12 protein-coding genes are annotated in these 13046 nt (G+C 73.7%); 5 read left to right on the top strand and 7 right to left on the bottom strand.

The annotated features are described in order from the left end of the window. The first annotated feature begins 25 nt into the window (after positions 1–25). Both cofD and MRQ36_RS17870 read left to right on the top strand, forming a co-directional pair. A complete protein-coding gene (gene cofD, locus MRQ36_RS17875; protein ID WP_242796985.1) occupies positions 26–979 on the top strand; it encodes a 2-phospho-L-lactate transferase in 954 nt (317 codons plus the stop codon). Next, positions 976–2064: a coenzyme F420-0:L-glutamate ligase gene (locus tag MRQ36_RS17870; RefSeq protein WP_242796983.1), complete on the top strand. Its 1089-nt coding sequence runs from the start codon at positions 976–978 to the stop codon at positions 2062–2064. The genes cofD and MRQ36_RS17870 overlap by 4 nt, the downstream gene beginning before the upstream one ends. A gap of 13 nt (positions 2065–2077) precedes the next feature. On the opposite strand, the gene MRQ36_RS17865 is transcribed toward MRQ36_RS17870, so the two are convergent. Both MRQ36_RS17865 and MRQ36_RS17860 read right to left on the bottom strand, forming a co-directional pair. Beyond that, entirely contained in the window at positions 2078–3076 is a 999-nt protein-coding gene (locus tag MRQ36_RS17865; protein ID WP_242796981.1) for a helix-turn-helix transcriptional regulator, read from the bottom strand. 269 nt (positions 3077–3345) lie between these two features. Further along, positions 3346–4416, bottom strand: coding sequence for a DUF4185 domain-containing protein (locus MRQ36_RS17860; RefSeq protein ID WP_242796978.1), 1071 nt, complete (start codon positions 4414–4416; stop codon positions 3346–3348). A 39-nt stretch (positions 4417–4455) separates the two neighbouring features. Here MRQ36_RS17860 and MRQ36_RS17855 point away from each other — a divergent pair, with 39 nt between their 5' ends. Beyond that, complete coding sequence (locus tag MRQ36_RS17855) at positions 4456–5055, top strand: NUDIX hydrolase (protein WP_242796976.1); 600 nt, start codon at positions 4456–4458, stop codon at positions 5053–5055. A 136-nt stretch (positions 5056–5191) separates the two neighbouring features. Here MRQ36_RS17855 and MRQ36_RS17850 read toward each other — a convergent pair whose 3' ends face one another. Together MRQ36_RS17850 and MRQ36_RS17845 are read right to left on the bottom strand one after the other, a co-directional pair. Beyond that, positions 5192–6283, bottom strand: a complete 1092-nt coding sequence (locus MRQ36_RS17850) for a mannose-1-phosphate guanylyltransferase (RefSeq protein ID WP_242796974.1) — start codon at positions 6281–6283, stop codon at positions 5192–5194. A 63-nt stretch (positions 6284–6346) separates the two neighbouring features. Continuing rightward, entirely contained in the window at positions 6347–7492 is a 1146-nt protein-coding gene (locus MRQ36_RS17845) for a glycosyltransferase family 1 protein (RefSeq protein ID WP_242796972.1), read from the bottom strand. 146 nt (positions 7493–7638) lie between these two features. Here MRQ36_RS17845 and MRQ36_RS17840 point away from each other — a divergent pair, with 146 nt between their 5' ends. After that, positions 7639–8325: a TIGR03089 family protein gene (locus tag MRQ36_RS17840; RefSeq protein ID WP_242796970.1), complete on the top strand. Its 687-nt coding sequence runs from the start codon at positions 7639–7641 to the stop codon at positions 8323–8325. Between the two features lie 76 nt (positions 8326–8401). Here the strand turns inward: MRQ36_RS17840 and MRQ36_RS17835 are convergent, their stop codons facing one another. Next, on the bottom strand, positions 8402–10387 hold the full coding sequence (locus MRQ36_RS17835) for an acetoacetate--CoA ligase (RefSeq protein WP_242796968.1): 1986 nt from the start codon (positions 10385–10387) through the stop codon (positions 8402–8404). A gap of 152 nt (positions 10388–10539) precedes the next feature. Next, positions 10540–11055 (bottom strand): acyl-CoA thioesterase, encoded by a 516-nt coding sequence (locus tag MRQ36_RS17830; RefSeq protein ID WP_242796967.1) that lies wholly within the window; start codon positions 11053–11055, stop codon positions 10540–10542. A gap of 23 nt (positions 11056–11078) precedes the next feature. Between MRQ36_RS17830 and MRQ36_RS17825 the strand changes: the two genes are divergently transcribed. Continuing rightward, a complete protein-coding gene (locus tag MRQ36_RS17825) occupies positions 11079–11741 on the top strand; it encodes a hypothetical protein (protein ID WP_242796965.1) in 663 nt (220 codons plus the stop codon). Between the two features lie 54 nt (positions 11742–11795). On the opposite strand, the gene MRQ36_RS17820 is transcribed toward MRQ36_RS17825, so the two are convergent. Beyond that, the gene (locus tag MRQ36_RS17820; RefSeq protein ID WP_242796963.1) at positions 11796–12959 is read right to left on the bottom strand and encodes an acyl-CoA dehydrogenase family protein; all 1164 of its coding nucleotides are present in this window, start codon (positions 12957–12959) and stop codon (positions 11796–11798) included. Positions 12960–13046: the final 87 nt, after the last annotated feature.

The raw sequence follows: 13046 nt of genomic DNA, 5'->3' as shown, positions 1-13046 counted from the left end.
GCGGCGGGTGGGGAAGGATGAGCACATGCGCATCGTGGTTCTGACCGGCGGAATCGGCGGCGCCCGGTTCCTGCTCGGCGTGCGGGCGTACGCCCGCGAGGTGGGGGCCGAGGTGACCGCCGTGGTCAACGTCGGCGACGACCTGCTGCTGCACGGCCTCAAGGTCTGCCCCGACCTGGACAGCGTGATGTACACGCTGGGTGGCGGCGCGGATCCGGAGCGGGGCTGGGGCCGGGTCGGCGAGACGTGGACGGTCAAGTCGGAGCTGGCCGCGTACGGCGCGGAGCCCAGCTGGTTCGGCCTCGGCGACAAGGACATCGCCACCCACCTGGTCCGGACCACGATGCTCAACGCCGGTTACCCGCTCTCCGCGGTGACCCGGGCGCTGGCCACCCGCTGGGAGCCGGGGCTGACCATGCTGCCGGCCACCGACGACCGCCTGGAGACCCATGTGGTGGTGAGCGGCGGTGGCGAGCCGGCGCAGCGGGCGATCCACTTCCAGGAGTGGTGGGTACGCCACCGCGCCGACATCCCCACCCACCGGTTCGTCTTCGTCGGGGCGGAGACCGCCAAGCCGGCGCCGGGGGTGCTGGAGGCGATCGCCGCCGCCGATCTGGTGCTGCTCGCGCCGAGCAACCCGGTGGTCAGTATCGCGCCGATCCTGGCGGTGCCCGGTCTGCGCGAGGCGGTGGCCGACGGTCCGGCCCCGGTGGTCGGGATCTCGCCGATCATCGGCGGTACGCCGGTGCGGGGCATGGCGGACCGCTGTCTGGCGGTGCTCGACGTGGAGTGCAGCGCCGCCGGGGTGGGCCGGCTGTACGGCGGCCGGCGTTCGGGCGGGCTGCTGGACGGCTGGCTGGTGGCCCCGGAGGACGAGGGCACCCGGGTGCCGGACGTGACGGTGCGCGCGGTGCCGCTGCGGATGACCGACGAGGCGGCGACGGTGGCGATGGTCCGGGCCGCGGGGGAGCTGGTGTGAGGCTGGAGATCCTGCCGGTGCTGGGCATCGGCGACGTGACCGAGGGTGACGACCTGGCGGCCCTGATCGCGGGGGCGGCACCGTGGCTGCGCGACGGTGACGTCCTGGTGGTCACCAGCAAGATCGTGTCGAAGGCGGAGGGTCGGCTGGTCGACGTGCCGGCGGACGGCCCGGAGCGGCTCGCCGTACGGGACGAGGTGCTGACCGCCGAGACCGCCCGGGTGGTGGCCACCCGGGGTGCGACCCGGATCGTGCAGACCCACCACGGCTTCGTGATGGCCTCGGCCGGGATCGACGCGTCGAACGTGGACAAGACCCGGCTGGTGCTGCTGCCGAAGGATCCGGACGCCTCGGCTCGGGCGCTGCGCGCCGCGCTGCGCGACCGGTACGAGCTGGACGTCGCGGTGATCATCAGCGACACCATGGGCCGCCCGTGGCGCAACGGGTTGACCGATGTGGCGCTCGGCGTGGCCGGCATGTCCGCGATCCGGGACCACCGGGGCGAGGTCGACCCGTACGGGAACGAGCTGCAGCTGACCGAGATCGCGGTGGTCGACGAGCTGGCCGGCGCCGGTGAGCTGATCAAGGGCAAGTGCGACCAGGTGCCGGTCGCGGTGGTCCGCGGCTATCCGGGCGTCGGTCGTACCGATGACGACCGGGGCGCCGCCGCCCTGGTCCGCGACGCCGCGCTGGACCTCTTCTCGCTCGGCACGGCGGAGGCGACCGCCGCCGGCCTCCGCGCGGCGGCCACGCTGCCCGACGGTCCCGGTCCGCAGCCGGCCGAGCCGGCCGCGGTGGCGCGGGCGATCGCCGCGGTCGCCGACGTGGTCGCGCCCGGCACGGTCTTCACCCACGTCACCGACGACGAGGTACGCGCCGGCATGGTCGCCACCGTGCCGGGGTGGCCGGAGCAGGCCGCCGGCCTGGTGCTCGGTGCCCCGCCGACGCCGGTCGACCGGCCGGACCTGGTGCGGTTCGGTGCCGACCTGCAACGGCTGCGGACCGCCCTGGCGGCGGAGGGGGTGCCCTCCGCGCTGCTGCCCCCACCGGCCGGGACGACCGCCAGCGCCGCCCTGGCCATCTGACCGGCCCGGGCGGTCAGGCGTCGAGGACGGCCCGGCCCAGTGGAGTGAGGGTGTGCAGCACCCGGTTGCGTTCCCGCTGGCTGACCAGCAGCCCGGCGTTGCGGAGCACAGTGGTGTGCTGGCTGGCCGCCGCGGGTGAGATGTGCAGGCGGCGGGCGACCTCCCCGGTGGTGCAGCCGTCGTCGGTCGCCTCCAGCACGGCGGCCCGGGTCCGGCCGAGCAGGGCGGCCAACGCGTCCCGGCCACCGGGGGCCGGCGCGGTGCCGTTGCCGAGCTCCGGGACCAGCCCGCCGAGCCGGTCCACCGGATAGACCAGCACCGGCGGCAGTGTCGGGTCGAGCAGCGCCACCGGGGTACGGGCGCAGAAGAAGGACGGGACCAGCAGCAGTCCCCGCCCGTCCAGGTGCAGCTCCCGGGTGTCCGGGTAGTCCACGACCTCCAGCACCCCGGCGTCCCAGCGCATCCTCGGCCGCAGGCTCGCCAGCAGTCCCTCCACGCCCCCGTCGAGCAGCGCGCGGGCCCGGCGGGCCCGGTCGGCGTCCACGGCGGCCTGGATCCGTGGCCAGTACGGCGCGAGCGCCAGCTCGCGGTAGCGCTCCATCGAGTCGGTGAGGTGGCGCAGCACCTCGGCCTCTCCCCGGGCCAGCGCCGACGCCGACGCGGGCAGGACGGCCCCACCGGCCAGCAGGGTCACGTCGCGGTGCAGCAGCGTGGCGGGAGTGCCCCGGACGGCCTCCAGCCCGGCCTCGAAACCGTCCCGGCTCTCGTACGGGGTGAGGAAGTCGGGGAAGTAGCCGCGGGGCGGGTTCAGTGCGAAGAGCAGCCGGTGCTGTTCGGCGGCGCTGTCCCGGCGCAGCCCGCCGGCCACCACGCGGCGCCAGTTCGCCATCAGGGGATCGTTGCTGCGCCCCTGGAGCAGGTGCAGGCTGAGGACCAGCTCCCAGAGCGGATCGGCCGCCGGTGCCACCCTGGTCCGGAGGATGTCCTCGCCCGAAAAGAAGATCTTCAGCATGGAGCGCTCCCGGGGCGGGCAGAGGGAGTGCCCACCGACCATCTGCACTGTACCTGGCGGCACTAATCTCCATCTTTAAGCGTCAACTGAAAAACCTCGACACCGGTCCGGCCGGTTGGGCATGCTTCCCTTGCCCGGTGGGGAGGCGTCAACGACGCCGGACCGCGGGTGACCGGGGGTCGGGGGGAAGACGACGACCGGGCGGCACCACGAGGGCCTGCGGCTCACTCCTCCGCAGGGGTGTCACCCGGTCGTCCACCCCGGCCGACTCAGCCGATCCAGAGCGCGACCCGATGGTCCTCGTCGGTGACGTAGAAGAACCGGCCCGCCAGCTCGGCCAGCCCCTCCACGTGGTGGAACGGGGCCAGGTCGGCCACCAGCTCACCGCCGACCCGCCCGTCGACGGCGCCGTCGAGCCGGAACCGGACGTGCCGGGAGGTCACCTTCCCGCCCGCCGGATGGTCGTCGAGCAGCACCGAACCCTTGCCCAGCGCGTCGATCGACCCGATCACCGCCGCGTACCCGCCGTCCGGGGTGGGGGTGATCGCCCGGAAGCCGGTCAGCTCGCCCGGCGGCGTCACCCCGGTCAGCGCGTACACGGCGACGGCGCGCGGCCAGCCCGGGTCCGCCGGCTCGGGACCGCGCCGCGACCCGGTTCCGGCGGCGAACATCTCCGGCACCCCGGCCAGCTCCACCATGATCGGTTCACCCGCCCCGGTGACCGGGAACCGGAGCCCGAGCAGCACCGTGCCGGCCGGGGTGAAGGACGCCGCCTCCACGTTGAGCGGCAGGTCGTCCTCGGCGAGCCGGCTCACCCAGCTCTTCGCGCGGGCGGTGCCCCGGGCCAGGGTCTCCACGATGAACCGGTGCCGGACCCGGTCGCCGGGCGGCAGCAGCGTCACCGGCGCGGCGACGAGGGCGTCGTTGACCGCCCGGTGCAGCCGGAACCGGTTACGGACCACCGCCAGCGGCAGCGTCCCGGTGGCGGCGTCGTCCTCCCGGAACCGGGCCACGAACGCGCGGCGGGGCCGCAGCGGACCGCCCTTGGACCCGAAGTGCGAGCCGAAGACGTACACCCAGCCGTCGTGGTGGGCGAGGGCCTCGCCGTCCTCGGTCCGGCCGTTCTCGGTGCCGGCGTCGGCGGCGACGTGGTGGGCGACCCACTCCCCGTCCTGGAGCTCCAGCAGCAGCGCCAGGCAGCGTTCCACCGGCCCCTCGTCGAGCACGGTCCAGAAGCCGCGCCGCGCCCGGTACGCGCGCAGCAGCGCCGCGGAACGGACCGGCAGCAGGTCACTGGCCTCGTTGCCGGCCACGACGAACTCGACGAGTCGCAGGGTCACCGGCACAGGGTACGGAGGGCCCGCTCGTAGAGTGTCGGGGTGCCCGACACCGTTCCCGCCCCCGCCGTCTCCCCGCCCGAGTGCTGGGCCGACCTGCACGCCGACGCGACCCGTCTGCTCACCGGATGGACGCCGACGAGTCCGGCGGCCGGTGCCGCCCGGGACCGGACGGTGCAGCTGCTGGCGGCGGGGCCGGTGGCGATGAGCCGCGCCCACCGGCCCGGCCACGTCACCGCCAGCGCCCTGGTGCTGGACCCCACCGGCGAGCGGGTGCTGCTCTGCCTGCACGGCAAGTTCCACCGCTGGGTGCAGCTCGGCGGGCACTGCGAGCCGGGTGACCGCACCCTCGCCGGGGCGGCGCTGCGGGAGGCGACCGAGGAGTCCGGCATCGACGGCCTGGTGGTCGACCCGGTGCCGATCGACGTGGACGTCCACCCGGTGGCCTGCCAGGGCGGCTCGCTCCACTACGACGTGCGGTTCGCGGTGTTCGCCCCGGCCGGCGCGACCGAGCGGGTCAGCGCGGAGTCGGACGCGCTGGGCTGGTTCCCGCCGGAGCGGCTGCCCGAGCCGCTGGCCGGCGGGACCGTCCAACTGGTCGCGCCGGCCCTGGCCGCCCTGGCCCGCCGCACCGCCGGCTGACCGCCGCATTGCCTCGCGGGCTGACCGCCGGCCGCACCGGCGCTTCGGGCTGACCGCCGGCCGCGCTGCGCTTCGGGCTGACCCGGCCGGCCCACCCCGTCAGACGGCGGGCCGGACCGGCGAAGGGGCGCGTCCCTCAGACCAGCCCCTCCTCGCCACGCTCCTTCAGCGCGTCGACGATCTTCTTGACGTCCTGGGCGCGGTCGCGGGGACAGACCAGCACCGCGTCCGGGGTGTCCACGACGATCAGGTCGTGCACGCCGACGGTGGCGACGAGCCGGCCGGTCTGCGGCACCACCACGGTGCCGGTGGTGTCGTGCAGCAGCACGCCCGGCTTGGTGTCCGCGCCGAGCACCACGTTGCCGGCCGCGTCGGCGGGCAGCACCTCGCCGAGGGTGTGGAAGTCGCCGACGTCGTTCCAGCCGAAGTCGCCCGGGACGGTGGCCACCCGGCCGGCGGTCGCCGCGCCCTCCATCACCGCGTAGTCGACGGAGATCCTCGGCAGGGTCGGCCAGACGGTGCCGAGGACGTCGTCCTGCTCGGGGGTGCCCCAGGCCGCCGCGATCGCGGTGATGGCGGCGTGCAACGCCGGCTGCTGCCGGGCCAGTTCGGCCAGGAAGACGTCGACCCGCCAGACGAACATGCTGGCGTTCCAGAGGTGGCGACCGGAGCGGACGTACCCCTCGGCCACCTCGGCGGCCGGCTTCTCCTTGAACTCGGCGACCGGGCGCAGCGGGCCGTCGCCGACCGGGTCGCCGGTCTCCAGGTAGCCGTAGCCGGTCTCCGGGCGGGTCGGGGTGATCCCCACCGTCATCAGCAGGCCCTGCTCGGCGCCGCGGATCGCCTGGCGCACCGTCTCCGCCCACCGCTCCGGGTCGCCGATCAGGTGGTCGGCGGCGAACGAGCCCATCACCGCCTCCGGGTCGCGCTGCGCGATCACCGCGGCGGCCAGCGCGATGGCGGCGCACGAGTCGCGTGGCGACGGCTCGACGAGGATGTTCTCCTCCGGCAGGCCAGCCAGTTGCCGGGCCACCGCCGCGACGTGCGCGGCCCCGGTCACCACCAGCGTCCGTTCGGGGGTGGTCAACGGGGCCAGCCGGTCCACGGTCGCCTGGAGCAGCGAGGCCGGCGTGCCGGTCAGCGGGTGGAGGAACTTGGGGTGGCCGGCACGGGACAGTGGCCACAACCTTGTGCCACTACCGCCCGCCGGGATGACGGCATAGAACATCAGCACATCATGCCCGAACCGCCCCGGTACGGACTCCGGGTCGCCCGTACCGGCGGTGGGCGGTCAGGAACGGGCCCGGCTCCAGGCCGCGATGTGCACCTCGGCGCTGGACTCCCAGGTGAACTCCTTGGCCCGGTCGAAACCGGCCTTGGCCAGGGAGAGCCGACGCTGCTCGTCGTCCAGCAGGGCGGCCAGGTCGGTGGCGATCTGGTCCGGGTCCTCACTGGTGTAGGCGACCGCGTCGCCGCCCACCTCGGGCAGCGAGAGCCGGGGCGTGGTGAGCACCGGCGCCGCGCAGGCCATCGCCTCCAGGATGGGCAGACCGAAGCCCTCGCCGTAGGACGGGTAGGCGGCGACCAGGGCACCGCCGAGGAAGCCGGGCAGGTCGGCGTAGCGCAGGTAACCCGGGCGCAGCAGCCGCAGGTGCGACGGCACCTCGGCGACCGCGCGGTCGATGTCGTCGTCGTGCCCCTGGCCGCCCGCGATGACCAGGGCCGGCGGGTCGGTCCGGTCGGCCACCGCGCGGGCCCAGCCACGGATCAGATTGGGTACGTTCTTGCGCGGCTCCTTGGCGCCGAGGAACGCCACGTAGCTGCCGGTGCCGAGGCCGAGGCGGGCGCGTACCCGGGCCTTCTCCTCGTCGCTGGGCGCGTGGAAGGCGGCCTGGTCGACGCCGTGGTAGGCCACGTCGATCCGGGTCGGGTCGGCGTCCAGCAGCCGGATCAGCTCGTCCCGGGTGGCCTTGCTCGGCACGATCACCCGGTCGGCGCGGCGCAGCGAGGTCTTGATGGCGCTGCGGAAGAACGTCCGGCGGGACTTGTCGTAGTGCTCCGGCTCGGTGAAGAACGTCGCGTCGTGCACGGTGACCGTGACCGGGCAGCCGGCCCGCAGCGGGCAGGTGTAGAAGGGCGAGTGCAGCACCTCGGCGCCGACCTGCTGGGCCAGCAGCGGCAGGCCGGTCTGCTCCCAGGCGAGCCGGGCGGGGCGGTGCGCGACGGCCGCCGGGGCGGGGACGACCTCGGCCCCGGGCAGCATCCGGGTGTAGCGCTCCAGGTCGGTGCGGAGGCTGACCACGGCCAGGTCCACCCCGGAGCCGCAGACGGTGCCGAGGGCGCCGAGCAGGCCATCGACGTATCTGCCGACGCCGCCACGGTCGGCGGGGACACTCGTGGCGTCGATGAGCACGCGGGGCGGGCGACCGGCGGTCACGGGGCGACTCCTCAAGCATTCGGGTGTGGCAGACAACACTGTCGGCAAGCCTACGCCGGAGCGGCACTCCGACGCTGACTGCGACCCGACGGTACGCCGACTTGTCGTCGACGGGTACGGGCGCGGACGGCGTATCGTTCGCGCCGATGGCCGAGAACATTGCCCGGGTCTTCGCCGACGCGATCGCGACCGACCCGACCCGACCCCTGCTGACCTGGTACGACGATGCCACCGGCGAGCGGACCGAACTCTCCGGCGCGACGCTGGCCAACTGGGTGGCCAAGACCGGCAACCTGCTCGTCGACGAGGTGGCCCTGGCTCCCGGCGACACGGCCGGCGTGTTGCTCCCGCCGCACTGGCAGACCGCCGCGGTGCTGCTCGGCTGCTGGTCGGCGAAGCTCACCGTGGCCGACGCCCCGGGAACCGTGGACGTGCTCTTCGCCGCCGTCGACCGGCTCGGCGAGGCGGCGGCCTGGTCGGCCGGCGAGCGGTACGCCCTCGCCCTCGACCCGTTCGCCCTGCCGATGCGGCAGGTGCCCCCCGGCTTCGCCGACTACGTCTCCGAGGTACGCGGCCACGGCGACCACTTCACCCCGTACCCCGGACCGGGCGAGGCGGACGCGGCGCTGCTGGCCCGCGCGGAGGCCCGCGCCACGGACCTGGGCATCACCCCCGGGGCAAGGGTCCTGATCGACGTGTCGGCCCACCCCGACCCGGTCGACTGGCTCCTCGCCCCCCTGACAGCCGGCGCCACCCTGGTCCTCTGCGCCAACCTCGACCCCGCCCGCCTCCCCTCCCGCACCACCGCCGAAAAGACCACCCTGGCGGTGTAAGGAGGGGCCCCTTATTAACGCCTGGCGTATAGAGGGGAACCCTTCTATACCGGAGGCGTTAAAAGGGGGCCCCTCCTTACACCGAAGGGGTCGGGGAGCCGGTGCGGCGTTGGGCGAAGGTGGCGAACGCGGTCAGGGACTCCGGGTTGGCCAGGGCGCCCTTGGCGGCGGCGGTGTCGACGGGGGTGCCGGTGAGGATCTTCTTGACCGGGACCTCCAGCTTCTTCGCGCTCAGGGTGCGGGGGACGGCGCGGACCTGGTGGATCTCGTCGGGGACGTGCCGCGGGGAGAGGGCCGTCCGCAGCTCGCGGCAGATCTTCCTGCGCAGGTCGTCGTCGAGTTCCAGGCCCTCGGCGAGGACCACGAAGAGCAGCAGCTCGCCGGCGCCGCCCTCGTCGTCCTCCAGGTGCACCACGACGGAGTCGACGACCTCGTCCAGCCCCTCCACCACCGAATAGAACTCGGCGGTGCCGAGCCGGACGCCGCCCCGGTTCAGGGTGGCGTCGGAGCGGCCGGTGATGACGCAGCCGCCCCGGGAGTTGATCGTGATCCAGTCGCCGTGCCGCCACACGCCGGGATAGACCTCGAAGTACGCCTCCCGGTAGCGGGCACCCTCGGGGTCGTTCCAGAAGCCCACCGGCATGCTCGGCATCGGCTCGGTGATCACCAGCTCGCCCAGCTCCCCGATCACCGGGGTGCCGTCGGCCGAGCGGGCCTCCACCTTCGCGCCCAGCGCCCGGCAGGTGATCTCCCCGGCGTGCACCGGCAGCAGCGGCACGCCGCCGACGAAACCGGTGCAGACGTCGGTGCCGCCGGAGAGCGACTGGAGCTGGAGGTCGCGGCCGACGTTCTCGTACACCCAGGTGAAGCCCTCGGCGGGCAGCGGCGCCCCGGTCGACCCGACGCCGCGCAGCGCGGACAGGTCGGCGATCTCCTTCGGCACCAGGCCGGACTTGCGGCAGGCCAGCAGGAACGGTGCGGAGGTGCCGAAGTACGTGGTGCCGGTCTCCGCGGCCAGCCGCCAGAGCGCCCCCAGGTCGGGGTGGCCCGGGTTGCCGTCGAAGAGCACGATCGTCGCGCCCACCGCCGGCCCGGAGACCAGGAAGTTCCACATCATCCAACCGGTGGTGGTGAACCAGAAGAACCGGTCCGCCGGGCCCAGGTCGTGGTGCAGGGCGAGCATCTTCAGATGCTCCAGCAGGATGCCGCCGTGCCCGTGCACGATCGGCTTGGGCAGCCCGGTGGTGCCGGACGAATAGAGCACGTAGAGCGGGTGGTCGAACTCCACCGGCGTGAAGGTCAGCGGCTCGTCGGTCGCCGCCGCCAGCTCGTCCCAGGAGATCGCACCCTCCGGCACCGATCCGGCCGGGTCGAGGTAGGCGACGGCGACGGTGTGCGCCAGCGACGGCAGGGCGGCCCGGATCGCGGCCACCTCGCCGCGCCGGTCCACCGGCTTGTCGCCGTACCGGTAGCCGTCGACGGCGACCAGCACCTTCGGCTCGATCTGCTGCCAGCGGTCGGTGACGCTGCGGGTGCCGAACTCGGGGGCGCAGGACGAGAAGATCGCACCCAGGCTGCTGGTGGCGAGCAGCAGCACGAAGGTCTCCGGGATGTTCGGCGCGTACGCCGCGACCCGGTCACCGGGGCCGACGCCGAGCCGGCGCAGGCCGGCCGCCACCCGGCGGACCTGCTCGCGCAGCTGCGCGGCGGTCAGCGTGACCGGCGGGCGGGTCTGCCCGTGCGCGATCACCACCGGGTCGTCGTCGGCCCGGCCCGGCATCCGCAGCACGTTCTCGGCGTAGTTGAGCGTCGCGCCCGGGAACCAGCGGGTGCCCGGCATGGTCCGGCCGGTCAGCGTGGCGGTCGGCGGGGTGTGCGCGACGACCTCGAAGAAGTCCCAGATCGACTGCCAGAACGCGTCGAGGTCGGTGACCGACCACTGCCACAGCGCGTCGTAGTCGGCGAACTCCAGCCCCCGGTGCTCGGCCAGCCAGCGCAGGTAGTCACCGATCCGGGACCGCTCGCGCACGTCCGCCGGCGGCGTCCACAGCACCTCACCCACTGCTCCACCCTCCCTGTGGCCCGCACGACACTGTGACATGGGCCGTGGCGCCATCTTGCCCTACCTCGCCAGGCCATTGTCCGCACCGGGTGCCGCCGGAGGGGCGTGCCCACCCCACACCCCCCGGCCGCCCGCTGTGTGGGTCGGCCTCCTCAGCCGGCCCGGTGCGCCTGGATGGCGCGGCGGCGGGCCAGCCGGTGGGCGCGGCGGATCTCGGCCTCCCGGAACCGCCGCTCGTCCTCCGCGGTCTCCGGCAGCACCGGCCGGACCGCCCGCGGCGCGCCGCCCACGTCGACGCCCACGAAGACCAGGTACGCCGTGGCCACCCGGACCGGCTCGTCCTCGGCCGAGTCCCAGCGCTCGGCGACCACCCGCACCCCGATCTCCATCGAGGTGTGCCCGGTCCAGTTCACCTGGGCGTGCGCGTGCACCAGGTCACCCACCCGGACCGGCTCGGAGAAGACGATCTCGTCGATCGAGGCGGTGACCGCGGTGCCGCCGCTGTGCCGGGCCGCCGCGGCCCCGGCCACGTCGTCGACGAACTTCATCAGCACCCCGCCGTGCACGGTCCCGTACAGGTTGACATCGACCGCAGTCATGATGCGACTCAGCGTGACGCGGGAGTACGAGGTGGGTTTGCCCTGCGGGGCGGAGGGGTGATCTGTCATGCCGGAAACGGTACGGTGCGCGGATGCGACATCTCTGGAGCTTCCTCGCCGGGTTGGTGGTGGCGCCCGTCACCTGGGTGCTGGTCACCCTCGGTCAGGACGGGTCGGCTCGCACCGTGCACCGCTGGGTGGAGCTCGGTACGTACAGCACACCCAACCTGATCGAGCCGGCCGTCTACCTCGGCGTCGCCGGCATCCTGCTCGGCCTGCTCGGCACGCTGCGCGTCTCACCGCTCGGTCCGGTCGTCGCCGGACTGCTGCTGATCACCCCGTACGTCGGGATGTTCGTCGCGCCGTTCACGGTCCGGGACCGGATCCCCGACACCTGGAAGGTGCTCGGTGACCCGCTGCCGCTGCGCCAGCCGGTGGAGAACGGCACGGTCTTCCTGATCGGCGTACTGCTGCTGATGGCGGCGTTCAGCGCACAGCGCTGGCGTCGGTGGCCCGGACGGCCCACGGCCGAGGCGGAGCTGACCTCGTCCGACAAGCCGATCGAGAACACCTTCTCGCTCACCGAGTGGCCCCCGGCGGGCGCGGAGAACGAGCGGGACAGCAGCCCGGTCAGCCTCGGCTATCCCGACCAGACCCCCACCGAACCCCTGCCCCGCCGCACCGGCGGCGAGTCGCCGTGGTCCGCGCCACCGCGCGCCACCACCCGATCCGACGACACCACCGGGACCCGATGACCGCGCGGGCGGGCCGGAGCACCCGGCCCGCCCGCCCGAACGCGTCCCGCCCGGTCAGCCCTTGAGCAGCTGACGGGCCATGACGATGCGCTGCACCTGGTTGGTGCCCTCGTAGATCTGGGTGATCTTGGCGTCCCGCATCATCCGCTCGACCGGGTAGTCGCGGGTGTAGCCGTAGCCGCCGAGCAGCTGCACCGCGTCGGTGGTGATCTCCATCGCGGCGTCCGAGGCGAAGCACTTCGCGGCCGCGCCGAAGTACGTCAGGTCGGCGTCGCCCCGCTCGGACTTGCCGGCGGCGGCGTAGGTGAGCTGCCGGGCCGCCTCGAGCTTCATGCCCATGTCGGCGAGCATGAACTGGATGCCCTGGAACTCGGCGACCGCCTTGCCGAACTGCTTGCGTTCCTGGACGTACCCCTTGGCGTAGTCGAGCGCGCCCTGGGCGATGCCGACGGCCTGGGCGGCGATGGTGACCCGGGTGTGGTCCAGGGTCTTCATCGCGGTGGCGAAGCCGGTGCCCTCCGCGCCGATCATGCGGTCGGCCGGGATCCGGACGTTGTCCAGATAGACCTCCCGGGTCGGCGAGCCCTTGATGCCGAGCTTCTTCTCCGGGGCACCGAAGCTGACGCCGGCATCGGACTTCTCGACCACGAAGGCGGAGATGCCGCGCGACCGGGCAGTGGGATCGGTCACAGCGAACACCGTGTAGTACTCCGACTCGCCGGCGTTGGTGATCCACCGCTTCACGCCGTTGAGCACCCAGTGGTCGCCGTCCCGCACCGCCCGGGTGGTCATCGACGCGGCGTCGCTGCCCGCCTCCGGCTCCGAGAGGCAGTACGAGAACATCCCGTCCCCGGAGGCGACCTTGGTCAGGTACTTCTGCTTCAGCTCCTCGGAGCCGGCGAGGATCAGCGGCATGGTGCCCAGCTTGTTCACCGCCGGGATCAGCGAGGACGAGGCGCAGGCCCGCGCCACCTCCTCGATCACGATGGCCGTGGCCAGCGCGTCCGCCCCGGCCCCGCCGTACTCGACGGGGATGTGCGGGGCGTGGAAGTCGGCGGCCCGCAGCGCGTCGTACGACGCCTTCGGGAAGGTCGCGGTCTCGTCCGCCTCGGCGGCGTGCGGGGCGACCTTCGCCGCACAGACCTCACGGACCGCTTCCCGGATCGCGTCGTGCTCCTCGGGCAACCGGTAGACGTCGAACGACTGCTCTGCGGCCATGTCGGCCATCCCCTTTCACCGCTATCATGCGCAGTCTGTGGCGCCCGGAGGCCGCCGACTGCCGCAGACTGAAGGATAGCCACCGGC

The sequence above is a fragment of the Micromonospora sp. R77 genome (assembly GCF_022747945.1).
Taxonomy (GTDB): Bacteria; Actinomycetota; Actinomycetes; order Mycobacteriales; family Micromonosporaceae; genus Micromonospora.
The sequence above is the reverse complement of the archived record's forward strand: the minus strand, read 5'-3'. Positions and strand labels throughout refer to the sequence as shown.